At 64.0% G+C, this 25,232-nt stretch carries 18 protein-coding genes and 4 tRNA genes; 19 read left to right on the forward strand and 3 right to left on the reverse strand.

The window, feature by feature from the left end; all coding sequences use genetic code 11:
- The first annotated feature begins 74 nt into the window (after positions 1 to 74).
- From LCI23_RS03430 to LCI23_RS20565, 18 genes are all read left to right on the forward strand, one after another.
- A complete protein-coding gene (locus LCI23_RS03430; RefSeq protein ID WP_224944105.1) occupies positions 75 to 1,223 on the forward strand; it encodes a class I SAM-dependent methyltransferase in 1,149 nt (382 codons plus the stop codon).
- 90 nt (positions 1,224 to 1,313) lie between these two features.
- The gene (locus LCI23_RS03435; RefSeq protein WP_224944107.1) at positions 1,314 to 2,378 is read left to right on the forward strand and encodes a J domain-containing protein; all 1,065 of its coding nucleotides are present in this window, start codon (positions 1,314 to 1,316) and stop codon (positions 2,376 to 2,378) included.
- A gap of 199 nt (positions 2,379 to 2,577) precedes the next feature.
- Positions 2,578 to 4,242 carry a tetratricopeptide repeat-containing response regulator gene (locus tag LCI23_RS03440; protein WP_224944108.1) on the forward strand — a complete coding sequence of 555 codons (1,665 nt, stop codon included), beginning with the start codon at positions 2,578 to 2,580 and terminating at the stop codon, positions 4,240 to 4,242.
- A gap of 33 nt (positions 4,243 to 4,275) precedes the next feature.
- A complete protein-coding gene (locus tag LCI23_RS03445) occupies positions 4,276 to 5,811 on the forward strand; it encodes an HDOD domain-containing protein (protein WP_224944109.1) in 1,536 nt (511 codons plus the stop codon).
- A gap of 261 nt (positions 5,812 to 6,072) precedes the next feature.
- Positions 6,073 to 6,157, forward strand: a tRNA-Tyr gene (locus LCI23_RS03450).
- Positions 6,158 to 6,192: 35 nt separating this feature from the next.
- Positions 6,193 to 6,266: transfer RNA gene (locus tag LCI23_RS03455), tRNA-Gly, on the forward strand.
- A 33-nt stretch (positions 6,267 to 6,299) separates the two neighbouring features.
- Positions 6,300 to 6,374: transfer RNA gene (locus LCI23_RS03460), tRNA-Thr, on the forward strand.
- Positions 6,375 to 6,459: 85 nt separating this feature from the next.
- On the forward strand, positions 6,460 to 7,650 hold the full coding sequence (tuf, locus tag LCI23_RS03465; protein ID WP_224944110.1) for an elongation factor Tu: 1,191 nt from the start codon (positions 6,460 to 6,462) through the stop codon (positions 7,648 to 7,650).
- A gap of 100 nt (positions 7,651 to 7,750) precedes the next feature.
- A tRNA-Trp gene (locus LCI23_RS03470) sits at positions 7,751 to 7,826 on the forward strand.
- A 36-nt stretch (positions 7,827 to 7,862) separates the two neighbouring features.
- Positions 7,863 to 8,252 (forward strand): preprotein translocase subunit SecE, encoded by a 390-nt coding sequence (gene secE, locus LCI23_RS03475; RefSeq protein WP_224944112.1) that lies wholly within the window; start codon positions 7,863 to 7,865, stop codon positions 8,250 to 8,252.
- On the forward strand, positions 8,252 to 8,866 hold the full coding sequence (nusG, locus tag LCI23_RS03480; protein WP_224944115.1) for a transcription termination/antitermination protein NusG: 615 nt from the start codon (positions 8,252 to 8,254) through the stop codon (positions 8,864 to 8,866). Before secE ends, nusG begins: the two co-directional genes overlap by 1 nt.
- 108 nt (positions 8,867 to 8,974) lie before the next feature.
- A complete protein-coding gene (gene rplK, locus LCI23_RS03485) occupies positions 8,975 to 9,406 on the forward strand; it encodes a 50S ribosomal protein L11 (protein WP_020653552.1) in 432 nt (143 codons plus the stop codon).
- Entirely contained in the window at positions 9,406 to 10,104 is a 699-nt protein-coding gene (rplA, locus tag LCI23_RS03490) for a 50S ribosomal protein L1 (RefSeq protein ID WP_224944117.1), read from the forward strand. The genes rplK and rplA overlap by 1 nt, the downstream gene beginning before the upstream one ends.
- 310 nt (positions 10,105 to 10,414) lie before the next feature.
- Entirely contained in the window at positions 10,415 to 10,939 is a 525-nt protein-coding gene (gene rplJ, locus LCI23_RS03495; protein ID WP_211518320.1) for a 50S ribosomal protein L10, read from the forward strand.
- A gap of 69 nt (positions 10,940 to 11,008) precedes the next feature.
- Positions 11,009 to 11,383, forward strand: a complete 375-nt coding sequence (gene rplL, locus LCI23_RS03500) for a 50S ribosomal protein L7/L12 (RefSeq protein ID WP_224944119.1) — start codon at positions 11,009 to 11,011, stop codon at positions 11,381 to 11,383.
- 285 nt (positions 11,384 to 11,668) lie between these two features.
- On the forward strand, positions 11,669 to 15,778 hold the full coding sequence (gene rpoB, locus LCI23_RS03505; RefSeq protein WP_224944129.1) for a DNA-directed RNA polymerase subunit beta: 4,110 nt from the start codon (positions 11,669 to 11,671) through the stop codon (positions 15,776 to 15,778).
- A 223-nt stretch (positions 15,779 to 16,001) separates the two neighbouring features.
- Positions 16,002 to 20,249 carry a DNA-directed RNA polymerase subunit beta' gene (gene rpoC, locus LCI23_RS03510; RefSeq protein WP_224944132.1) on the forward strand — a complete coding sequence of 1,416 codons (4,248 nt, stop codon included), beginning with the start codon at positions 16,002 to 16,004 and terminating at the stop codon, positions 20,247 to 20,249.
- Between the two features lie 91 nt (positions 20,250 to 20,340).
- The gene (locus LCI23_RS20565) at positions 20,341 to 20,475 is read left to right on the forward strand and encodes a hypothetical protein (protein ID WP_268824695.1); all 135 of its coding nucleotides are present in this window, start codon (positions 20,341 to 20,343) and stop codon (positions 20,473 to 20,475) included.
- Positions 20,476 to 20,553: 78 nt separating this feature from the next.
- On the opposite strand, the gene LCI23_RS03515 is transcribed toward LCI23_RS20565, so the two are convergent.
- From LCI23_RS03515 to LCI23_RS03525, 3 genes are all read right to left on the reverse strand, one after another.
- Complete coding sequence (locus LCI23_RS03515; RefSeq protein WP_224944135.1) at positions 20,554 to 20,949, reverse strand: hypothetical protein; 396 nt, start codon at positions 20,947 to 20,949, stop codon at positions 20,554 to 20,556.
- A gap of 209 nt (positions 20,950 to 21,158) precedes the next feature.
- Positions 21,159 to 21,518 (reverse strand): hypothetical protein, encoded by a 360-nt coding sequence (locus LCI23_RS03520; protein WP_224944138.1) that lies wholly within the window; start codon positions 21,516 to 21,518, stop codon positions 21,159 to 21,161.
- Between the two features lie 171 nt (positions 21,519 to 21,689).
- Positions 21,690 to 22,340 (reverse strand): hypothetical protein, encoded by a 651-nt coding sequence (locus tag LCI23_RS03525; RefSeq protein ID WP_224944140.1) that lies wholly within the window; start codon positions 22,338 to 22,340, stop codon positions 21,690 to 21,692.
- Positions 22,341 to 22,360: 20 nt separating this feature from the next.
- On the opposite strand from LCI23_RS03525, the gene LCI23_RS03530 reads away from it, so the two are divergent.
- Positions 22,361 to 25,138, forward strand: coding sequence for a GAF domain-containing protein (locus LCI23_RS03530; RefSeq protein WP_224944142.1), 2,778 nt, complete (start codon positions 22,361 to 22,363; stop codon positions 25,136 to 25,138).
- Positions 25,139 to 25,232: the final 94 nt, after the last annotated feature.

Here is a 25,232-nt window from a genome sequence, read left to right on the forward strand (position 1 = left end):
TGCGAAGTGGCTGTGCTGATGTCGATGTTTGCGTGTGTTTGGCTGCCGGCAGGCCGTTTCGCTACAATGCCGGCATGTCCCTGCCCGCACCCACCCCCGACGCGCTCGCCGCGTCCCAGTCCCTGCAACAGCTGATCGCCGCCGACATCGAAGCACACGGCGGGGCGATCGCGTTTTCGCGGTTCATGGAACTGGCGCTGTATGCGCCCAGGCTCGGGTACTACAGCGGCGGCGCCTCCAAGCTGGGCGCGAGCGGCGACTTCACCACCGCGCCCGAGATCTCGCCCCTGTTCGGCGCGGCCCTGGCGCGCGCGGCAGCCGCTATTATCGCCCAAAGCGCGCCCGAGATCATCGAATTCGGCGCCGGCACCGGCAAGCTGGCGCGCGACGTGCTTGCCGCCCTGGACGAACTGGGCGTGGCCGTGCAGTCGTACACCATCATCGAGCTTTCCGGCGAGCTGCGCGCGCGCCAGCAGGAAGCCTTGCAAGACCTGCCGCAGGTGCGCTGGCTGGACGCCATGCCGGATGCATTCAGCGGCGTGGTGCTGGCCAACGAAGTGCTCGACGCGATGCCGGTCGAACTCGTGATCCGCCAGGACGGCCGCTGGCAGCGCCAGATGGTCACCGTCACGGACGGCGCCTTCGCCTTCGTGCAGGCGGCGCTGCCGGAAGCGCTGGCGGCCCAGCTGGCGCGCCAGGTCCCGGATGCCGAGGCGCTGCCGGACGGCTACCTTACCGAGATCCACCCGGTGGCCGAAGGCTTCATGGCCTCGCTGGCCGCCATGATGCGGGACGGCCGCGGCGCCGCCTTCCTGTTCGACTACGGCTTCCCGGCGCACGAGTACTACCTCGACCAGCGCGTCGGCGGCACCCTGATGTGCCATTACCGCCACCACGCCCACCCGGACCCGTTCTACCTGCCGGGCCTGCAGGACATCACGGCGCACGTGGACTTCACTGCGATGGCGCTGGCGTCCCAGGACGCCGGCCTGCCGGTGCTGGCCTACATGAACCAGGCCTCCTTCCTGCTCGGCTGCGGCATCGGCGAACTGCTGCTGGCCACCAGCCCCGAGGACGCGCTGCGCTTCCTGCCACAGTCGCGGGCGGTGCAGAAGCTGGTCTCGCCGGCCGAGATGGGCGAGCTGTTCAAGGTGCTGGTGGTGGGGCAGGGAGTGGCGCTGCCGGAGGCGCTGGCGCGGGCCGACCGTAGCCACCGGCTCTAGGATGCCGGACATCTTGCGCTCCGGATACAAATCCGGCTAAGCTGTACCACCGGCCTGTCCGTACGGCGGAACAGGCGCACCCTTGAAAACATGGCCAAGATCCATACCCACTACGACAACCTGAAGGTCGCGCGCGGCGCGCCTGCGGAAGTCATTCGTGCGGCATACAAGGCCCTCAGCCAGAAATACCATCCCGACAAGAATCCGGGCGACGAAAAGGCCGCCCGCATCATGGCGATCGTCAACACTGCCTACAACACCCTGTCCGACCCGGTGCGCCGCAAGGAACACGACGAATGGATCGCGTCGGAAGAATGGGAAGTCGAGTGGCTGGAAAGCAGCGGCGCGGAAGAGGGCGGCGGCCAGGCCGGCCGGTCCCGTCCCGACCACTGGGAGCCGCACTCCGCCGATGCGCCGGCGCGCCGGCGGCCGCGCCTGATGCGCGATCCGCGCTGGTGGCTGGGCCTGGCGGGCTGCTTCGTGGCCGGCGCCGGGGCCACCGCGCTGCTGCTGGAGGCACCACGCGAGGGCTGGCCGGCGGCACTGGCCTGGGCCGGCAAGCCGGCGGCCGCGGTATCGGTTCCGGCACCGGTGCCGGTATCGGCGCCTACTCCCGCTGCCACCCTCGCATCCGCATCCGCCCAGGCCGCCGCATCCGAGCGCGCCGAGCGTGCCGACGAGCCCGGCGCCGATGCCGAAGGCTGGGCACGCCCTGCCGGCGGCGAAGGCATGGCGCCACCACCCGAGGTCAAGGCACTGGCCGTGGCCCAGCTGGCGGTGCCGGCGCGCGTCCCTGGTTGCCCTACTGGCCTGCAAACCCTGCATGCGCCGGGCGGCGCCCCGTGGCCGGCGGAATCGGGCTACCTGCCGGGCTACCCGGCCGGCAACAACGGTGCGGAGATGCAGGTGCAGATCGACAATGGTGCGAACGCTTCGCCGATCTTCGTCAAGCTCTACGACCTCGACCGCCGCATCCACGTGCGTCACGCCTATGTCCAGCCGCATGGCAGTTTCACGATCGACAAGCTCAGCGCCGGCCGCTACGAAGTCCGTTACCAGAACATCCTTGGCGCCGATGGCAAGGGCACCTGCCCGGAGGCGGCCACGGGGCAGCCCCCGCTGCGCCAGGCGGCCGCCTTGGCGCCGGGCGGCTGACGGGCCACGCGGGCCGCAGGCCGCTTCCCGCCGGTGTCGCCGGCTGTGGTTTTTTCAACGCACTCCCCCTTGGCGGCCAGCGCTTTTGCGCTGCGTCTTTACCCAGATTCACTATTTATTTTCCAGCCGTACTATACTGGGCCGATGCAGCCCGCCCATGCAGCGGCTTCGCCCATGCCCAACGCAGGCTTACGGAACCATGAACGAACTGGAAGGTCTCACCGCGCTGATCATCGAGCCCCATTCGGGCATGCGCGCCAATATCCACACCATGCTCAACATGTGCGGCCTGACGCGCATCGAGCATGCCAGTTCATCGAACCTGGCGATCAAGCACCTGAGCCTGCGCAGCTTCGACATGGTCCTGTGCGAATACGACCTCGAAGGCGGCCAGGACGGCCAGCAGCTGCTCGAGGACGTGCGCCACCACAAGCTGATGCCGCTCTCGACCATGTTCTTCATGGTGACTGCCGAGGGCAACCACAGCAAGGTGGTCAGCGCCGCCGAGCTGGCTCCCACCGACTACATCCTCAAGCCCTTTACCGCCGACCGCCTGCTGGACCGCATTGCGCGCGCGCTCGACCGGCGCAGCGCCTTCATGCCGGTGTATACCCTGATGGAAGCGGGCGACCAGCGCGAGGCGATCGAGGCCTGCATCGAGGGTGCCCAGGTCCACCCGCGCTATGCGGTCGACTTCCTGCGCCTGCGCGCCGAACTGCACGTGTTCCTGGGCGAACCGGAGCACGCCGAGCCAATCTACCGCAAGCTCATCGACCTCAAGGCGATCGCCTGGGCGCGCCTGGGCCTGGCCAGGACCCTGTTCCTGCGCAAGCAGTACGACGAAGCCAAGGGGATGCTCGAAGAACTGGTCGATACCAACCGTAACTTCGTCGATGCCTACGACTGGCTGGCGCGCACCCATGCCGCGGTGGGCGAGCTGGACAAGTCGCAGGCCGTGCTGAACGACGCGGTGGCGGTGTCGCCGCATGCCGTGCGCCGCCTGCGCACGCTGGGCGAGACAGCCTTCGAGGCGGGCGACACGGCCGCCGCGGAGAAAGCCTTCAAGCAGGTGATCACGAAGGCCAAGTATTCCGAATTCCGCGATCCGGAAGATCATGTCAAGCTGGTGCGCACGCTGGTCAAGAAGGGCGATCCGGTGGCCGCGGCCGCGGTCATCCGCGACCTCGACCGCTCGATGGGCGGGCGCCCCAACACCCCGCTGTGCAGCGCGATCTCCTCCGCCCTGCTGCACGAGTACACCGGCAACGAAGGCCGCCTGAACGAAGCGCTTGCCAGCGCCCTGGCCGCCTGCCAGGAAGCGCCGTCGCTGTCGGCCGACATCAAGCTGGAACTGGCCCGCACCTGCCTCGAGAACAAGATGGAAGAGGGCGGCGCCGAGCTGGTGCGCGACGTGATGCGCAACGCCGCCAACGAGGCCGGCATGGCGCGCGCGGTCAGCGTGATGGAAGGGGCCGGCTTTCCCGACCTGGCGCGCACCCTGGCCCAGGAAAGCCGCCAGCACGTCGTCGACCTGGTCGCCGACGGCGCCGCGCGCGCCAGGAACGGCGACTACAAGGGCGCGGTCGGCCTGATGCAGGAAGCTGCCACCAAGCTGCCGCACAATCCCTCGGTGGCCTTCAATGCCGCGCTGGCGACCCTGCGCTGCCTCGAGCACGAAGGCTGGGACGACAAGCTCGGCCAGCAGGCGGTGGTCCTGATCGGCAACGTGCGCAGGCTCGACCCCGGCAATGCGAAGCTGGGTGCGCTGTCGGCGCTGCACCACCAGGTACTGAAAAAATACGCGCGCACCGCCCAGGGCCGCCCGGTCCGGCCGGCGCCGGCGCAAGCGGGCAGGGCGGCATGATGCGCGCGACCGGCAGGGTGAACAAAGCGGCACATGACTGATCAATCCCAGGTGCCGGAGAGCGCGACCCGCCGCGTGCGCGCGGCGCTGATGCACAAGGTCTGTGGCGACCAGGAAATGTTCGCCCTTGGCGCCTCGATCGCGCGCGTGGTCGAGATGGCATCCAGCGAAGACCATGGCACGCACGACCTGGCTTATTACGTGGTGTCCGACCCGGCCCTTACCCAGCGCATCCTGCGCCTGTCGAACACGATCCAGTACCGCACCGTGGGCGGCACCCCGGTGACCACGATCTCGCGCGCGATCTCGCTGCTCGGCTTCGACAACGTGCGCACCACCGCGCTGGCGATGCTGCTGGTGGATGCCCTCGACAGCTCGGAACATGCCGGCAGCGTGCGCCTCGAACTGGAAGCGGCCCTGTGCGCCAGCCTGGTCGGTCGCGAGCTGGCGCGCAACAGCGCCTTCCAGGGCGCCGAGGAAGCGGCGATCTGCGCATTGTTCAAGAACCTGGGGCCGCTGCTGGTGGCCAGCCACGAGCACGAGCGCTACCGCGAGATCGGCGCCCTGGTGGCGGCCGGCAAGCACACGGTGGGGCAGGCCTCGCAGATGATCCTGGGCTGCAGCTACGAGACGCTGGCCCAGGCCGTGCTGACCGAATGGAAGCTGCCGGATCAGATCGTGCGCGCCCAGGCCTCGCTCGGTCCGGGCCCGGTGCGGGTGGCCGCCAGCCGCGGCGAGTGGATGCGCCAGGTCGCGGCCTTCAGCCTGGATCTGGCGCGCCTGCTGGCGCGCACCCACGAGCCGTCGGGTTCGCCGGAGGCGCTGGCGCTGCAGGCCCGCTACGGCGAGGCGCTCGAGCTCGACCGCATCCGGATGGACGCCCTGATGGCGGCGGTACAGGACAGCATGCGCGGGCTGCTGGAGAGCATGGAGATGCAGCCGGCGCCCAAGAGCGCGCCCCAGGACCCGGGCCGCGGGCTGCCCAACGTGCTGCTGCTGGCGACGCTGGATGCGGGCGAAGACGAGCAGGAAGGCAGCTACCCGAGCGGCAAGCCGAAGAATGCGCGTGACCTGCTGCTGGCCGGGGTACAGGACGTGACGCAGCTGCGCGCCTCGGGCAGCAAGGTCAACGACGTGGTGCTGGCGGTGCTCGAGACCCTGCACGGCGCACTCGGTTTCCGTTTCGCGACCGTTTGCCTGAAGGATGCGCGTAGCGGCAAGTACCGGGCCCGGCTGGCACTGGGCGCGGACAGCGCCCGGCTCCAGGCCGGCTTCGCCTTCCCGGTACTGCCGACGCGCGACCTGTTCCACCTGGCGATGGAGAACAATGCCGACCTGATGATCTCGGACGCCACCAGCCCCAAGATCCGCGACCTGCTGCCGGAATGGCACCGCGACCTGCTGCCCGATGCGCGCAGTTTCATCGTGCTGCCGCTGGTGGTGGGCAAGGTGCAACTGGGCCTGTTTTATGGCGACCGCACCACCGACGCGCCGGAGGGCGTGCCGCCGGACGAGACGGCCCTGATCAAGGCGCTCAAGGGGCAAGTACTGGCCGCGCTGGCGCCGTAAGGCGGGGTAATCTCGGACAATGTCCGGAACTGAAAGACCCCACGCGTTCGGGGTTCGCCGGCACTTTCGCGACGCATCGCGTCGCCCCGCGCACGCGACATTTTCGCGTTCCCCGCAATTCCCGCGAAATCACCCTTGTGGTTTTGCATCCCGCCCGTTACAATCACGCCCCGAAGCAACGCTGCTATGCGAAGCGGACAAAGTCCGGTGAAACATAGTTGACAACACGTTGAGCTTGCTTCATACTCTGCGGTTCTTCGCGGTGGGGTGGCCGAGTGGTTAAAGGCAGCAGACTGTAAATCTGCCCTCTCTGAGTACGCTGGTTCGAATCCAGCCCCCACCACCAAAAAGAAGAGTCGAAGGAATTGAAAGTTGTGCCTCGCGGGTGTAGCTCAATGGTAGAGCGGAAGCCTTCCAAGCTTACGACGAGGGTTCGATTCCCTTCACCCGCTCCAGTGTGTGCGGTGTTTCTAACCGCAAAAAAACAAGCCCTTGTAGCTCAGTGGTAGAGCACTCCCTTGGTAAGGGAGAGGCCACGTGTTCAATCCACGTCAAGGGCACCAGAATTTTGTACGGCAGTCCGCAGCGCTTGTCCGTCAGGTGTGCCTGGTAATTCTCAAAAAAATCGTTAGATCTTAGGAGTCTCAAATGGCAAAAGGTAAATTCGAACGGACCAAGCCGCACGTCAACGTCGGCACCATCGGTCACGTTGACCATGGTAAAACCACCCTGACGGCTGCAATCGCAACCGTTCTGTCGAAGAAGTTCGGCGGCGAAGCCAAGGCCTACGACCAGATCGACGCGGCTCCGGAAGAGAAGGCACGCGGCATCACCATCAACACCGCGCACGTCGAGTACGAAACCGAAAACCGTCACTACGCGCACGTTGACTGCCCAGGCCACGCCGACTACATCAAGAACATGATTACCGGTGCCGCGCAGATGGACGGCGCGATCCTGGTGTGCTCGGCCGCCGACGGCCCGATGCCGCAGACCCGCGAGCACATCCTCCTGGCGCGTCAGGTTGGCGTTCCGTACATCATCGTGTTCCTGAACAAGTGCGACCTGGTCGACGACGCAGAACTGCTGGAACTGGTCGAAATGGAAGTGCGCGAGCTCCTGTCGAAGTACGAGTTCCCGGGCGACGACCTGCCAATCATCAAGGGTTCGGCACGTATGGCCCTGGAAGGTCAGCCGGGTCCGCTGGGCGAAGAGTGCATCATGCAACTGGCTGAAGCCCTCGACACCTACATCCCGACCCCGGAACGTGCCGTTGACGGCGCCTTCCTGATGCCGGTGGAAGACGTGTTCTCGATCTCGGGCCGCGGTACCGTGGTGACCGGTCGTGTCGAGCGCGGCGTGATCAAGGTCGGCGAAGAGATCGAAATCGTCGGTATCGTCGACACCGTCAAGACCACCTGCACCGGCGTGGAAATGTTCCGCAAGCTGCTGGACCAGGGTCAAGCTGGCGACAACGTCGGCCTGCTGCTGCGCGGTACCAAGCGTGAAGACGTCCAGCGTGGCCAGGTCCTGGCCAAGCCGGGCTCGATCAAGCCGCACACCGACTTCACCGGCGAAGTGTACGTCCTGTCGAAAGACGAAGGCGGCCGTCACACCCCGTTCTTCAACAACTACCGTCCGCAGTTCTACTTCCGTACGACTGACGTGACCGGTTCGATCGTGCTGCCGGCCGACAAAGAAATGGTCATGCCAGGCGACAACGTGTCGATCACCGTCAAGCTGATCGCTCCGATCGCGATGGAAGAAGGCCTGCGTTTCGCAATCCGCGAAGGTGGCCGTACCGTCGGCGCCGGCGTGGTTGCCAAGATCATCGCCTAATACGTGATGACCGAGGGAGGCGGAACAACGCTTCCCTCGAACAGCATTGCCTGGTGCGCGCGTACCATGTATAATGCTGGATTCAGCGAGAAGTTTTCGTAGGGGTGTAGCTCAATTGGCAGAGCGTCGGTCTCCAAAACCGAAGGTCGCGGGTTCGATTCCCTCCGCCCCTGCCACCGAATTCTGGTGCGCAGCACCGAAAGTAAAGAAGAATGTCCAATCAATCCGTGCAAACTGTCAGCACCTCGAATGACAAGTTCAAGGTCGCACTGGCGGTAGTTGCCACGATTGCAGGCGTTGTCGGGTTCTTTTACCTGAAAGGCCAGAACAAACCAGCCTTGGTCGCCGCCGGCGCCCTCGTGGCTGGTTTAGTTTTTGCTGTCCTGCTTTTGTGGACTTCGACCACCGGTCGTGATTTCCTGAGCTTCGCCAAGGAGTCGGTGCGCGAGACCAAGAAAGTCGTCTGGCCTACCCGTCGGGAAGCCACCCAGATCACCGGCATCGTGTTCGCCTTCGTGGTCGTCACCGCGATCTTCCTGTGGGGCACGGATAAGGTGTTGGAGTTCCTGTTGTACGACCTGGTCCTGGGATGGAAAAACTGATGAGCGATAACGTGCAAGACAACGCGCCGGGCAACGACCCGGCGCAAGACGCTGGTGCGGCTCCCGTGAGTGTCCCGGTCAGCAACAAGCGCTGGTACGTCGTCCACGTCTACTCCGGCATGGAAAAGAGCGTCATGCGCGCACTTACCGAGCGCATCGAGCGCGCCGGCATGCAGGAGCAGTTCGGCCGCATCCTGGTGCCGACCGAAGAAGTAGTCGAGATGCGTAACGGCACCAAGGCCGTTTCCGAGCGTCGTTTCTTCCCGGGCTATGTCCTGGTTGAGATGGAAATGACCGACGAGACCTGGCACCTGGTCAAGAACACCAGCAAGGTCACCGGCTTCATCGGTGGCAAGTCGAACAAGCCGACGCCGATCCCGGCGCGCGAGATCGACAAGATCATGCAGCAGGTCCAGGAAGGCGTCGAAAAGCCGCGTCCGAAAGTCCTGTATGAAGTGGGCGAGCAGGTCCGGATCAAGGAAGGCCCGTTCACCGACTTCAACGGCAACGTCGAAGAAGTCAACTACGAAAAATCGAAGGTGCGTGTCTCTGTCACCATCTTCGGCCGCGCAACTCCGGTGGAGCTGGAGTTCGGGCAGGTAGAAAAGGTGTAAAGCGCTTACATCGGAGCGTCGCAGCAGCAAGGCGGAATCCGGTAAGAGGAGCCCCGCCAGAGTAGTAGTGGTGGGGCGCTACTACTCAAACCAAATCAAGGAGCCATCATGGCCAAGAAGATTATTGGTTTTATCAAGCTGCAAGTCGCAGCTGGTAAAGCAAACCCATCCCCACCGATCGGCCCAGCACTGGGTCAGCGCGGCCTGAACATCATGGAATTCTGCAAGGCGTTCAACGCCCAGACCCAGGGTTTCGAGCCGGGCATGCCGATTCCTGTCGTGATCACCGCGTTCGCCGACAAGTCCTTCACCTTCGTGATGAAGACCCCGCCGGCAACCTACCTGATCAAGAAAGCCGCTGGCATCACCAAGGGTTCGCCGAAGCCACATACCGACAAAGTCGGTACGCTGACCCGTGCCCAGGCTGAAGAAATCGCAAAAACCAAGCAGCCGGACCTGACCGCCGCCGACATGGACGCCGCAGTGCGTATCATCGCCGGCTCGGCACGTTCGATGGGCATCACGGTGGAGGGTGTGTAATGGCTAAGCTGTCCAAGCGCGTTAAAGCAATGAAAGAAAAAGTGGACCGTAACAAGGTCTACGCGTTCGACAACGCTGTGTCGATCGTCAAGGAATTCGCCACCGCCAAGTTCAACGAGTCGATCGATGTCGCCGTTCAACTGGGCGTGGACCCGAAGAAGTCGGACCAGGTCGTCCGCGGCTCCGTCGTGCTGCCAGCTGGCACCGGCAAGACCGTGCGCGTCGCTGTCTTCGCATCGGGCGACAAGGCTGAAGCTGCCAAGGCAGCTGGCGCCGACATCGTCGGCATGGAAGACCTGGCAGAGCGCGTCAAGGCCGGCGACATGCCGTTCGACATCGTGATCGCTTCGCCTGACACCATGCGTATCGTCGGTACCCTGGGCCAGATCCTGGGCCCGCGCGGCCTGATGCCGAACCCGAAAGTCGGAACCGTGACCCCGGACGTCGCTACCGCCGTCAAGAACGCCAAGGCAGGTCAGGTCCAGTACCGTACCGACAAGGCTGGTATCGTCCACGCCACCATCGGCCGCAAGTCGTTCTCGGACGAAGATCTGAAGACCAACCTGGTCGCGCTGATCGACGCCCTGAACAAGGCCAAGCCGGCAACCTCGAAGGGCGTGTACCTGCGCCGCGTCGCGCTGTCGTCGACCATGGGCGCTGGCGTCCGTGTCGATCACGCTTCGATCGCTGCTGCTTAATAGCACTGAATTAAGTCCCCGCTGAACATCGCGGGGCGCATCTTTGGGCTGTCGGGGCAACGTACCGCTCCGGCAGGCAATCAAAGACCGTTGGGCCGAAAGCGTCAACCAGGGGAAAGACCGCGCAGCGCTCTGTCCCCTCTGGCTGTAAGCCGGAGGTTAATAGACCACCCAACGCAGATGGTGTACCCGAACAAGTTTTGTAGTCCACGCTGCGTGAGTTCATCCGCGTTAGATTGACTTCTTAACTTCGGACGCCGTGTTCGAACCGATGTGAACATGTTGTTCGCATCATTTAAGGAGATTGACCGTGGGTCTTAATCTGAATGACAAAAAGGCCGTCGTCGAAGAGGTAAGCGCGAAAGTTGCAACCGCGCAGACCATCGTCGTGGCTGAGTACCGTGGCATCCAGGTTGCTCACTTGACCAAACTCCGTGCAACCGCACGTGCCCAGGGCGTCTACCTGCGTGTTCTGAAGAACACGCTGGCTCGTCGCTCGGTTGAGGGTACGCAGTTTGCCGCGCTGGCTGATTCCATGACCGGTCCGCTGATCTACTCGATCTCGGACGACGCCGTTGCAGCAGCGAAAGTCATCAACGACTTCGCTAAAACCAACGACAAGCTGGTCGTGAAAGCTGGTAACTACGCTGGTAAGGCACTGGATGTCGCTGGCGTGACCGCGCTGGCAAGCATCCCGAGCCGTGAAGTCCTCATCGCCCAGCTGCTGGGCGTCATGCAGGCACCGGTGTCGGGCTTCGCACGAGTTCTGGCTGCAGTCGCAGCACAAAAAGGCGAAGGCGCCGCTGCTCCGGCAGCGGAAGCCGCCGAAGCGTAATCGCTTCGCGTCTTTCTGTTCAAGTAGAACCAAACCTGTACTACACACACACAATATTTGGAGTTTCAAATGGCAATTAGCAAAGAAGAGTTCCTGGACGCAGTTGGCGCAATGTCGGTCATGGAACTGAACGACCTGGTCAAGGCTTTCGAAGAGAAGTTCGGCGTGTCGGCAGCTGCAATGGCAGCACCGGCAGCTGGCGGCGGCGCTGCTGCAGCTGCTGCTGAAGAGCAGACCGAGTTCAACGTTGTTCTGTCGGAAGTCGGCGCGAACAAGGTCGGCGTCATCAAGGCAGTCCGCGAAATCACCGGCCTGGGCCTGAAGGAAGCCAAGGACCTGGTCGACGGCGCACCGAAGACCGTGAAAGAAGCCCTGCCGAAAGCTGACGCTGAAGCCGCCAAGAAGAAGCTGGAAGAAGCTGGCGCCAAGGCCGAGCTGAAGTAAACCATATGCATTGGGCACTCATTCAGGGTGCCCAGCGCGGGAGTCAAAGCTTGCGGAACCTGCCGAAAGGGAGGGGATGCGGCTTTGGCTCTTTTGTCGTCCCTGCGGCAAACACAAGCACTACCCTGCAGCACCCAGCAGCACCGGCTTCAGAAATATCGTAACACAGCAGTACGGCTGTCTTAATCACTTGGCGGGAAAGCAGAGGCTTCAGGCCTTGCGTGTGGTGTGACCACCACTGGCAATTCCTGAATTCTCATCCTTTCTGTCACTCACGGAGTGTCCATGCACTACTCATTTACTGAGAAGAAGCGCATTCGCAAGTCGTTCGCGAAGCGCGCCAACGTTCACAACGTTCCTTATCTTCTGGCTACCCAGCTCGAATCCTACGAGAATTTCCTGCAAGCGGACGCCGTTCCCTCCGTGCGCAAGAACGAAGGCCTGCAGTCGGCCTTCAGCTCCATCTTCCCGATCGTGTCGCACAATGGTTTTGCGCGTCTCGAATTCCTGTCCTATGTGCTGGGCGACCCTGCGTTTGACGTGAAAGAGTGCCAGCAGCGCGGCCTGACCTTCGCGTCGCCGCTGCGCGCCAAGGTGCGTCTGGTGATCCTGGACAAGGAATCGCCGACCAAGCCGGTCGTGAAGGAAATGAAAGAGCAGGAAGTGTACATGGGCGAACTGCCGCTGATGACCACGAACGGTTCGTTCGTCATCAACGGTACCGAGCGCGTCATCGTCTCGCAGCTGCACCGCTCGCCTGGCGTGTTCTTCGAACACGACCGCGGCAAGACCCACTCGTCGGGCAAGCTGCTGTTCTCGGCCCGTATCATTCCTTACCGCGGCTCGTGGCTGGACTTCGAGTTCGACCCGAAGGACATCCTGTTCTTCCGCGTCGACCGCCGCCGCAAGATGCCGGTCACGATCCTGCTGAAGGCCATCGGCATGACGCCGGAGCAGATCCTGGCGAACTTCTTCGTCTTCGACAATTTCACCCTCCGCAATGAAGGCGGCGAGCTGGAGTTCGTGTCCGAACGCCTGCGCGGCGAAGTCGCGCGCTTCGACATCGTCGATCCGAAGTCGGGCAAGACCATTGTCACCAAGGACAAGCGTATCAACGCGAAGCACGTCCGTGACATCGAAGCCGCCGGCATCAAGAGCATTTCGGTTCCGGAAGACTACCTGCTGGGCCGCGTGCTGGCCAAGAACATCGTCGACCAGGACACCGGCGAAGTCATCGCCGTGGCCAACGACGAGCTGACCGAAGAACTGCTGGGCAAGCTGCGCGACGCCAGCGTGACCGACATCCAGACGCTGTATACCAACGACCTGGACCAGGGCGCCTACATCTCGCAGACCCTGCGCACCGACGACACCGCCGACCAGACCGCCGCCCGCGTGGCGATCTACCGCATGATGCGTCCTGGCGAACCGCCGACCGAAGAATCGGTGGAAGCCCTGTTCAACGGCCTGTTCTACAGCCCGGAACGCTACGACCTGTCGGCTGTCGGCCGCATGAAGTTCAACCGCCGTATCGGCCGTGACGAACTCGTGGGCGACATGACCCTGTCGAACGAAGACATCCTGGCCGTGATCAAGATCCTGGTCGAGCTGCGCAATGGCCGCGGCGAAGTCGACGATATCGACCACCTGGGCAACCGCCGCGTGCGTTGCGTCGGCGAACTGGCTGAGAACCAGTTCCGCGCCGGCCTGGTGCGCGTGGAACGTGCCGTCAAGGAACGCCTCGGCCAGGCCGAAGCGGACAACCTGATGCCGCACGACCTGATCAACAGCAAGCCGATCTCGGCCGCGATCCGTGAATTCTTCGGTTCGTCGCAGCTGTCGCAGTTCATGGACCAGACCAACCCGCTGTCGGAAGTCACCCACAAGCGCCGCGTCTCGGCCCTGGGCCCAGGCGGCCTGACCCGCGAACGTGCCGGCTTCGAGGTGCGCGACGTGCACCCGACCCACTACGGCCGCGTGTGCCCGATCGAAACGCCTGAAGGCCCGAACATCGGCCTGATCAACTCGCTGGCACTGTATGCCCGCCTGAACGAATACGGCTTCCTGGAAACCCCGTACCGCAAGGTCGAAGGCTCAAAAGTCACCGACGAGATCCACTACCTGTCGGCGATCGAAGAAGGCCGCTACATCATTGCGCAGGCAAACGCCGCGATCAATGAAGAAGGCCAGCTGGTCGACGAACTGGTGTCGGCGCGTGAAGCTGGCGAAACCATCCTGGTCTCGCCGGAACGCATCCAGTACATGGACGTGGCCCCGGGCCAGATCGTGTCGGTCGCAGCTTCCCTGATTCCGTTCCTCGAGCACGATGACGCGAACCGTGCACTGATGGGCGCGAACATGCAGCGCCAGGCCGTGCCTTGCCTGCGTCCTGAAAAGGCCGTGGTCGGTACCGGCATCGAGCGCACCGTGGCGGTCGACTCGGGCACCACCGTGCAGGCCCTGCGCGGCGGCGTGGTGGACTACATCGATGCGGGCCGTGTCGTGATTCGTGTGAACGATGACGAAGCACAGGCTGGCGAAGTCGGTGTGGACATCTACAACCTGATCAAGTACACCCGTTCGAACCAGAACACCAACATCAACCAGCGTCCGATCGTGCAAGTGGGCGATCGCGTGGCACGCGGCGACGTCATCGCCGACGGCGCCTCGACCGACCTGGGCGAACTGGCACTGGGCCAGAACATGCTGGTGGCCTTCATGCCGTGGAACGGCCTGAACTTCGAAGACTCGATCCTGATCTCGGAAAACGTGGTCAAGGACGACCGCTACACCTCGATCCACATCGAGGAACTGTCGGTGGTCGCACGTGACACCAAGCTGGGCGCGGAAGAAATCACCCGCGACATCTCGAACCTGGCCGAGAACCAGCTGGCGCGCCTGGACGAGTCGGGCATCGTGTACATCGGCGCCGAAGTGCAAGCCGGCGACGTGCTGGTCGGTAAGGTCACCCCGAAGGGCGAGACCCAGCTGACCCCGGAAGAGAAGCTGCTGCGCGCGATCTTCGGCGAAAAAGCCTCGGACGTGAAAGACACCTCGCTGCGCGTGCCGTCGGGCATGGTCGGCACCGTCATCGACGTGCAGGTGTTCACCCGCGAAGGCATCCAGCGCGACAAGCGCGCCCAGCAGATCATCGACGATGAGCTCAAGCGCTACCGCCTGGACCTGAACGACCAGATGCGTATCGTGGAAGGCGACGCCTTCCAGCGTCTGGAGCGTATGCTGGTCGGCAAGATCGTCAACGGCGGTCCGAAGAAGCTGGCCAAGGGCGCGGCGATCACGTCGGAATACCTGGCGGACCTGGACAAGTTCCACTGGTTCGATATCCGTCCGGCCGACGACGACACCGCGAACGCACTGGAAGCGATCAAGGAATCGATCAACGAGAAGCGCCACCAGTTCGACCTGGCCTTCGAAGAGAAGCGCAAGAAGCTGACGCAGGGCGACGAGCTGCAGCCTGGCGTGCAGAAGATGGTCAAGGTCTACCTGGCCGTGAAACGCCGCTTGCAGTCGGGCGACAAGATGGCGGGCCGCCACGGTAACAAGGGTGTGGTCTCGCGTATCGTGCCGGTGGAAGACATGCCGTTCATGGCCGATGGCCGTCCGGCTGACGTCGTGCTGAACCCGCTGGGCGTTCCGTCGCGTATGAACGTCGGTCAGATCCTGGAAACCCACCTCGGTTGGGCAGCCAAGGGCCTGGGCTGGCGCATCGGCGAAATGCTGGCGGCGCAAGCGAAGGCGGCAGACCTGCGCACCTTCCTGGGAAAGATCTACAACGAAACCGGCCGCAAGGAAGACCTGGACAGCTTCAGCGATGAAGAAATCCTGAGCCTGGCGCACAACCTCAAGAACGGCGTGCCGTTCGCGACCCCGGTGTTCGACGGCGCCCACGAAGACGACATCCGCCGCATGCTGGACCTGGCGTTCCCGGACGACATCGCTGCCCACCTGGGCATGACCCCGTCGAAGAACCAGGTCACCATGTTCGACGGTCGCACCGGCGAAGCATTCGAGCGCAAGGTCACCGTCGGCTTCATGCACATGCTGAAGCTGCACCACCTGGTCGACGACAAGATGCACGCCCGTTCGACCGGTCCGTACTCGCTGGTGACGCAGCAGCCGCTGGGCGGTAAAGCCCAGTTCGGTGGCCAGCGCTTCGGTGAGATGGAGGTGTGGGCACTTGAAGCCTACGGCGCGTCCTACGTGCTGCAGGAAATGCTGACCGTGAAGTCGGACGACGTGAACGGCCGTACCAAGGTGTACGAGAACCTGGTCAAGGGCGATCACGTGATCGATGCCGGCATGCCGGAATCGTTCAACGTGCTGGTGAAGGAAATCCGTTCGCTGGGTATCGACATCGATCTCGAGCGCAACTAAGCAGGGCCAGCATGGCCGCCAGCCTTCGGGTTCGGCCTGCTGTCCTTGAAACGTCGCCCCGGCGCAGGCTGGGGCGCAAGCCCGGTGAAAAAGCCGGCACACTTGGATCCCCGCCTGCGCGGGGATGACGCTTTCAAGGGAAGCAGCTCAGCAAGCACCGGCGAAAATCGGTGAGAAGCTGGCGGATGTAGTTAGTACAGAATTCAATCACCTGGAGTGATACATGAAAGCACTGCTCGATCTATTCAAGCAAGTTCAGCAAAACGAGAGCTTCGACGCCATCAAGATCGGCCTCGCCTCGCCTGAAAAAATCCGTTCCTGGTCGTTCGGCGAAGTCAAGAAGCCGGAAACCATCAACTACCGCACTTTCAAGCCGGAACGCGACGGCCTGTTCTGCGCCAAGATCTTTGGCCCGATCAAGGACTACGAATGCCTGTGCGGCAAGTACAAGCGCCTGAAGCACCGTGGCGTCATCTGCGAAAAGTGCGGCGTCGAAGTCACGCTGGCCAAGGTGCGCCGCGAGCGCATGGGCCACATCGAGCTGGCCTCGCCGACCGCCCACATCTGGTTCCTGAAGTCGCTGCCGTCGCGTCTGGGCATGGTCCTGGACATGACCCTGCGCGACATCGAACGCGTGCTGTACTTCGAAGCCTACGTCGTGACCGATCCTGGCATGACCCCGCTGAAGAAGTGCCAGATCATGTCGGAAGACGACTACGCCGCCAAGTACGAAGAGTACGGCGACGACTTCACCGCTTTCATGGGCGCCGAAGGCATCCGTGAACTGCTGCGCTCGATCGACATCCACCGCGATGCCGAAGCCCTGCGCGTGGAACTCAAAGAATCGAAATCCGAAGCCAAGATCAAGAAATACGCCAAGCGCCTGAAAGTGCTCGAGGCGTTCCAGCGCTCGGGCATCAAGCCTGAGTGGATGATCATGGAAGTGCTCCCGGTCCTGCCGCCGGAGCTGCGTCCGCTCGTCCCGCTGGACGGCGGCCGTTTCGCGACCTCCGACCTGAACGACCTGTATCGCCGCGTCATCAACCGTAATAACCGCCTGAAGCGCCTGATGGAACTGCGCGCGCCGGAAATCATTACGCGTAACGAAAAGCGCATGCTGCAGGAAGCAGTGGACTCGCTGCTGGACAACGGCCGTCGCGGCAAGGCGATGACCGGCGCCAACAAGCGTCCGCTGAAGTCGCTGGCTGAAATGATCAAGGGTAAGGGCGGCCGCTTCCGTCAGAACCTGCTGGGCAAGCGCGTCGACTACTCGGGCCGTTCGGTCATCGTGGTCGGTCCGCAGCTCAAACTCCATCAGTGCGGCCTGCCGAAGCTGATGGCCCTGGAACTGTTCAAGCCCTTCATCTTCAACAAGCTGGAACTGATGGGTCTTGCGACCACCATCAAGGCTGCGAAGAAGCTGGTCGAAATCCAGGAACCGGTGGTCTGGGACATCCTGGAAGAGGTCATCAAAGAGCACCCGGTCATGCTGAACCGTGCGCCGACCCTGCATCGTCTCGGTATCCAGGCGTTCGAGCCGGTCCTGATCGAAGGCAAGGCGATCCAGCTGCACCCGCTGGTCTGCGCGGCGTTCAACGCCGACTTCGACGGTGACCAAATGGCAGTCCACGTGCCGCTGTCGATCGAAGCGCAGATGGAAGCCCGCACCCTGATGCTGGCCTCGAACAACATCCTGTTCCCGTCGAACGGCGAACCGTCGATCGTGCCGTCGCAGGATATCGTGCTGGGTCTGTACTACGCGACCCGCGAGGCGATCAACGCCAAGGGCGAAGGCATGATGTTCCCGGACGTGTCGGAAGTCATCCGCGCGTACGACAACAAGGAAGTCGAACTGGCGACCCGCATCACCGTGCGTATCGTCGAGCACCCGAAGAACGCCGAGGGTGACTTCGACCGCACCGTGACCCGCTACGAGACCACCGTCGGCCGCGCGATCCTGTCCGAGATCCTGCCGAAAGGCCTGCCGTTCTCGGTGCTGAACCGCGCGCTGAAGAAGAAGGAAATCTCGAAGCTGATCAACACGTCGTTCCGCAAGTGCGGCCTGCGTGCGACCGTCGTCTTCGCGGACAAGCTGATGCAGTCGGGCTTCCGCCTGGCGACCCGCGCCGGCATCTCGATCGCCGTCGACGACATGCTGATCCCGGACGTCAAGAAGGGCATGATCGCGACCGCCGAAGCGGAAGTGAAGCAGATCGAGCAGCAGTACGCTTCGGGTCTGGTCACCGCCGGCGAGCGTTACAACAAGGTCGTCGACATCTGGGGCAAGACCTCCGATGAAGTCGGCAAGGCGATGATGGACCAGCTGAAAGTGGAGCCGGTCACCAAGCGTGACGGCACCGAAGGCACCCAGGAATCGTTCAACGCGATTTACATGATGGCCGACTCGGGCGCCCGTGGTTCGGCAGCCCAGATCCGCCAGCTGGCCGGTATGCGCGGCCTGATGGCCAAGCCGGACGGTTCGATTATCGAAACGCCGATTACCGCGAACTTCCGCGAAGGCCTGAACGTTCTGCAGTACTTCATCTCGACCCACGGCGCCCGTAAGGGTCTGGCGGATACGGCACTGAAGACCGCGAACTCGGGTTACCTGACCCGTCGCCTGGTCGACGTGACCCAGGATCTGGTGGTGATCGAGGACGATTGCGGCACCAGCAACGGCACGCACATGAAGGCGATGGTCGAAGGCGGTGAAGTGATCGAGCCGCTGCGCGACCGTATCCTCGGCCGCGTCGCCGGTACCGACATCGTGAATCCGGAGACCCAGGAAACCCTGTTCGAAGCCGGCACGCTGCTGGACGAAGACATGGTGGAAGAGATCGAACGCGTCGGCATCGACGAAGTGAAGGTCCGCACCCCGCTGAATTGCGACACCCGCTTCGGCCTGTGCGCCAAGTGCTACGGCCGTGACCTCGGCCGCGGCATGCTGGTGAACAGCGGTGAAGCAGTCGGTGTGGTGGCGGCACAGTCGATCGGTGAGCCGGGTACCCAGCTGACCATGCGTACCTTCCACATCGGTGGTGCGGCATCGCGTGCGGCAGTGGCCTCGTCGGTCGAAGCCAAGTCGAACGGCACCGTGCGCTTCACCGCCACGATGCGTTACGTCACCAACGGCAAGGGCGCGCAGATCGTCATCTCGCGTTCGGGCGAAGTCCTGATCACGGACGACCACGGCCGCGAGCGCGAGCGCCACAAGGTGCCGTACGGCGCGACCCTGATCGTCAAGGACGGCCAGGTCGTCAAGGCCGGCACCGCGCTGTCGACCTGGGATCCGCTGACCCGTCCGATCATTACCGAGTACGCAGGTACCATCAAGTTCGAAAACGTGGAAGAGGGCGTCACCGTCGCTCGCCAGGTGGACGAAGTGACTGGCCTGTCGACCCTGGTGGCGATCGATCCGAAGCGCCGCGGTTCGGGCAAGGTCCTGCGTCCGCAGGTCAAGCTGCTGAACGAAGAAGGCCAGGAAGTGAAGATCGCCGGCACCGAACACGCCGTGACGATCGGCTTCCAGGTCGGCGCGCTGATCATGGTCAAGGACGGTCAGCAAGTCTCGGTGGGTGAAGTGCTGGCACGTATTCCGACGGAATCGCAGAAGACCCGTGACATTACCGGTGGTCTGCCGCGCGTTGCCGAACTGTTCGAAGCACGTTCGCCGAAAGACGCGGGCATGCTGGCCGAAGTCACCGGTACCGTCGCATTCGGTAAGGAGACCAAGGGCAAGCAGCGTCTGGAAATCACCGACATGGACGGCAACAAGCACGAGTTCCTGATCACCAAGGACAAGCAAGTGTTGGTGCACGACGGCCAGGTGGTGAACAAGGGCGAGATGATCGTCGACGGTCCGGCCGATCCGCAGGACATCCTGCGCCTGCTGGGTATCGAAGCGCTGGCCCGCTACATCGTGGACGAGGTGCAGGACGTGTACCGCCTGCAGGGTGTGAAGATCAACGACAAGCACATCGAGGTGATCGTTCGCCAGATGCTGCGTCGTGTCCAGATCACCGATGCCGGCGACACCGACTACATCGTCGGCGAGCAGGTGGAGCGTTCGGAACTGCTGGAAGAGAACGACAAGGTCAACGCCGTCGGCAAGCTGCCGGCGCAGTACGAAAACGTGCTGCTGGGTATTACCAAGGCCTCGCTGTCGACCGACTCGTTCATCTCGGCCGCATCGTTCCAGGAAACCACCCGCGTCCTCACCGAAGCGGCGATCATGGGCAAGCGCGACGGTCTGCGCGGCCTGAAGGAAAACGTCATCGTCGGCCGCCTGATCCCTGGCGGTACCGGTCTGGCATTCCACCGCGCCCGCAAGGAGAAGGAAGTGTGGGAGGCGGAAGAGCGCCAGGCACTGCTGCAGCAGGAGAAGGCCAACATGGCTGCCGAACTGCAGGCGATGGAAGACCAGCAGAATGCTGCGGCTTCGGTTGAGCAGCATCATGGCGATGGCGAGTGATCGCTGTAGCTAGCTGAAATGAAAACGGCACCCCGAGGGTGCCGTTTTTTTATACTCGGCGTTCCAACAAACGTCAGCCAGATCCTCGATCTTGTACACCTCGGACAGCAAGATTGCCGACAAGCGCATCGAGGTGATCGTTCGCCAGATGCTGCTCGATGAAAGACCAGCAGAATGCTGCGGCATCGGTCGAGCAGCACCACGCCAAGGACGAATGATCGTCTGAGCCAGCTGATAGCTGAAACAAAAACGGCACCCACGGGTGCCGTTTCATTCTCCGAGCCGCCTGGGACAGCACCGCTTGCTATTTCGCCGGGCCGGCCCCCCCGGTGGCGGGGTGGGCAGGGACGGCATCTGGCTGAGTGACCAGAACCAGATCCAGTTCGCAGGCGGCCGTACAACGGGTGTAGGTTGCGGTGCAGGCTGCATTGCGTTCCATGCTGCGGCGCTGGGCAGCGAGTTGGTCGGTCCTGACCGACGCCTCCGACCATGCTGTCGGGATGTTGTCCGCCGTGCGGGCGAACGGGTTGATTTCCTCCAGCCGTGGCCGCTTGTCGAGCTGGGTCATCTTGGCCGCACGGCTCATGCACTTGCCCTGTTCAACAGTGCACATCGGCTTGCAGACCGCCGGATTGTGAATAGCCTGGGCCATGGGGGAGGCCAGCAGGCCAAGCAGGCCAAGCAGGATCAAACGGTTCACGTACTTTCCTTTCGCTGAGGATTCCGGGGCCGCACCCTGGTGGGCGAAACCGGCGCTGACCGATACAGGCATACCGATCCATTCTAGAGCGAGTCGCGGCCAACATGTCCGTTGTGGCCATCGGCAAGGACAAGTTATCCGTCCGGGGTAGGAACCGATGGGGCGAGGCGGCGTGCTGCACCCGTTTCGCGTACCGGCCGCGAGGCGGTTTATTTTGCCGGCGCTACCTGCTCGCTAGCAGGCGCGACTGCCGGCGTGCACGCGCTGGAGCAGCGCTTGAAGTTCGCCGTGCAGGCATCCAGGCGTTCCTGGTCGCGCCGCTGGCCCGCCAGGCGGTCGGTCGAACGGGCCGAATCGGACCATGCCGCGCTGTTCCTGTCCGCGGTACGCGCGAACGGGTTCGTCTCTTCCAGCTTCGGCGCCTTGTCGAGTTCGCTCAGCTTGCTCGCACGGGCCGTGCATTGCTCCTTCTCGGCGGTGCATGCCGCTGTGCAGGCGGAGGGTTCCTGGGCGTGCGCCAGGGGAGCCAGAAGGCCGAGAAGGACGATAAGCAGCACGGAAGGTTTCACGGAAATTTCCCTGTCGTTGACGAAGCAGACTGTAAATGGCCATGCGCGCGAAGGCGGCTTTGCTCCCGTCACCTCAATGCTTGCGGCCAGGAAAGCCCATTCTAATGCGACTTCCTGCTGCCAAGACCTGGCGCAGGCCGGGCCACCCCACTTTATCCACCGGGGATAGGTTCAGCGCTTTTCGGCGGCACAGCTTGCGCGTGCGCTGCGCCGATGCCAGCGCCAGCCCATCGCGAAACCAACGCACACGAGACCGAAGGCCGCATAGGCCTGGACGTAGTAGCCTGGCCCGCGCTCCGCCACCAGGTGAGACGCGATGTCCACCGCATGGAGTTCCGCAAGGACCCCGATGAACCAGAGCGCGGCCGGGACAAAGCAGGCCGCTCCCAGCCAGGGTTTCAAACGCGCACCGACCAGGCACACGGTCGATGTCGCCAGCCCGACGACCCAGAACAGATCCGGCTCCGGCACCTTGTCGCTTACTTCAGCAAGCGCCGCACCGGGTAGCAGGCAGACGATGGCGAGCAGGAGTGCCGGAAATGAAAGGGAAGGAACTGCGACCATGCCGGCAAGCTCTCCTGGTCCAACTCGTTGGGGAATCGACACCGGCAGGCACTCCGCGCATCCCGCTACGCGCTTGCCAGCCTGCTTGTCCCGCCAATTCTTTCCTGGCCCGTCTTTTCCGGCACTGCGCCCGAGCAAGCTGAGCCAGGAAAACAGCGCGTCCCGCAGGAATTCCCCCCAGTTCCTGCCTAGCTCATCCGTACGCCCGTCCCCCGTAATGACTGCTATCATCCATTGTTGAGTTATCGGCTTTTCCACACCTTTCCCCCGTGAGCAACATGCCCTGGCCATTTGACGCGAGCGCGGACGCCGAGAGCGCCGCCGCCCACATGACGGAGATGGAGCGCCGCATGCGCACCTTCCCCTGGGAAACCACTCCCGTCGGTCCCGTCGCCGGCTGGCCGCTGAGCCTGAAGAGCGCCGTGCGCACCGTGCTCGACCTGCGCCTGCCGGCCCACCTCGCGTGGGGAGATACCTGCATCCAGTTCTTCAACGACGCCTACATCCCCATCCTGGGCGACAAGAAGGACAGCGCGCTCGGCAACGACACCAGCGTCACCTGGTCCGAGATCTGGCCGGTGCTCGCGCCGATGTGGGAGCGGGTACGCCAGGGCGAGTCGCTCGGCTCGGACGCGATGCCGCTGACGATCAACCGCTACGGCTACTACGAGACCTGCTACTTCAGCCATTCATACAGCCCGATCTACGGCGCCAGCGGCAGGGTCGAGGGCATCCTGACCACCTTTGCCGAGATCACCAAGGCGGTGCTGGGCGAACGGCGCCAGGCCTACCAGGTCAAGCTGGCCGACGCGCTGCGGCGCGAAACGGCCTTCGGCCCCACGCTCAAGGCCACCATCCGGCTCACCAGCGAGTACTTCGCCAACGCCAACGTCGCCTACGTCGAACTGGACGAACAGAAGCGCACCTTCGCCGTCAAGGAAGAGTGGAAGGATGGCATCGAGACCGGCGGCGCCCAGGGCACGCTGCCGGTGGACATGCTGTCGCCGCGCCAGCTGGAGGCGCTGCGCGCCGGCGCCACGCTCTGCATCAACGACGTGTCCACCGATCCGGAATGCGCGGCCGTCGCCAAGCCCTGCCTGATGCTGGGCATCCATTCGGTGGTGGTCATCCCGCTCAAGGACGGCGACCGCCTGCACGGCGCCGGCTTCCTCTACAAAGACCATCCCTACCGCTGGACCATTGATGAGCGCACCCTGGCCGAAGACCTGGCGCGCCGTACCTGGGAAGCGCTGCGCCGCATCCGCGCCGAGGAAGCGCTGCGCGAAGAGACCCGCATCCTCGAGCTGCTGCACCGCGCCGGCGGGGTGCTGGCTTCCACCCTCGACCTGGACACGCTGCTGCAGTCGGTCACCGACGCCGCCACCGAACTGACCGGTGCCGCCTTCGGCGCCTTCTTCTACAACGGCAAGGACGCCAACGGCGACGCCTACCTGCTGTACACCCTGAGCGGCGCCCCGCGCGACGCCTTCGCCAGCCTCGGCCACCCGCGCCCGACGGCGGTGTTCGGCCCCACCTTCGAAGGCGGCCCGCCGGTGCGCAGCGGCGACATCACCAAGGACCCGCGCTACGGCCGCATGGGCCCGCACCATGGCATGCCGCCCGGGCACCTGCCGGTGCGCAGCTACCTCGCGGCCTCGGTCTGCTCGCGCTCGGGCGAGGTGCTGGGCGGGCTGTTCTTCGGCCATCCGGAGCCGGACGTGTTCGACGAGCGCAGCGAACGCCTGATCTCCAGCTTCGTGGCCCAGGCCGCGGTGGCGATCGACAATGCGCGCCTGTACGACCTGGCCCAGCGCGCCGCGCGCGAGCGCGAAAGCATCCTGGCCAGCGAGCGCGCCGCGCGCGCCGAGGCCGAGCGCCACAGCACGATGAAGGACGAGTTCCTGGCCATGCTGGCGCACGAGCTGCGCAATCCGCTGGCGCCGATCACCAATGCCGCCCAGCTGCTCAAGATGCCCAGCGTGGACGAAAGCCTGCGCCTGAAGGCGGTCAGCATCATCGCGCGCCAGGTACGCCACATGACGGAACTGGTGGACGACCTGCTGGACGTGTCGCGCGTCACGCGCGGCCTGGTCAAGCTGGAAAACGAGAACCTCGACCTGAACGCCGTGCTGCGCTCGGCCGTGGAGCAGGCGCGCCCGCACATCGAAGCCAAGAACCACACGCTGGCCGTGGAGGCACCGGGACGGCCGGTGGTGGTGACCGGCGACCGCACCCGCCTGGTGCAGGTGCTGGTCAACCTGCTCAACAACGCGGCCAAGTACACGGCGGCCGGCGGGCGCATCGTCCTGCGCCTGGAGACGGAGGCGGGGCAGGCGCGCCTGAGCGTGATCGACAACGGCAGCGGCATGGATGCGCGCCTGCTGCCGCACGTCTTCGACCTGTTCACCCAGGCCGAACGCGCGCCGGACCGCTCGCAGGGCGGCCTGGGCATCGGACTGGCGCTGGTCAAGACCATCGTCCAGATGCATGGGGGCCAGGTCGAGGCGCACAGCGACGGCCCGAATCTCGGCGCCGCGTTCTCGGTGCGGCTGCCGCTGGCGTCCGATCAGGCGACCAGCGTGGCGGCGCCACGCATGGAGCGGCGCCGCCATCCGGTCTCGCCCTGCACCTTGACCATCGTCGACGACAACGTCGACGCGGCCCAGTCGCTGGCGGTGCTGCTGCGCGAGCAGGGACATACGGTGCACGTGTTCGACGGCGCGATCCGTACCCTGGCCTCGCCCGATATCGGCGGCACCCACGCCTTCATCCTCGACATCGGCCTGCCCGACATGACCGGCTACGAACTGGCGCGCCGCCTGCGCCGCGAGCATGCGCAGGCCAGCTTCATCGCGCTGACCGGCTACGGCCAGGCACGCGACCGCGACCTGTCGAAGCAGGCCGGTTTCGACCATCACCTGGTCAAGCCGGTCGACTTCCGGGCGCTGGCCGAGATCCTGGCCCAGTTGCCGCAGTGCGGGCCGGGCGCCGCCGGGGTGGCGCCGGAGGCCGGCAAGGCCGGTGCCAGCGGACCGCGGCTGAGCCTGTCGTCTTGACTTTATTTCTATAAATCAGCACTATTCTTCCATCATCGATCCTCCGTCATCACCTCCGTGTCCCGTAAAAAGAACAGTCGCCAGTGGGCGCGCC

The sequence above is a fragment of the Massilia sp. MS-15 genome (genome assembly GCF_020176695.1).
In the GTDB taxonomy this organism is placed as follows: domain Bacteria; phylum Pseudomonadota; class Gammaproteobacteria; order Burkholderiales; family Burkholderiaceae_D; genus Telluria; species Telluria hydrophila.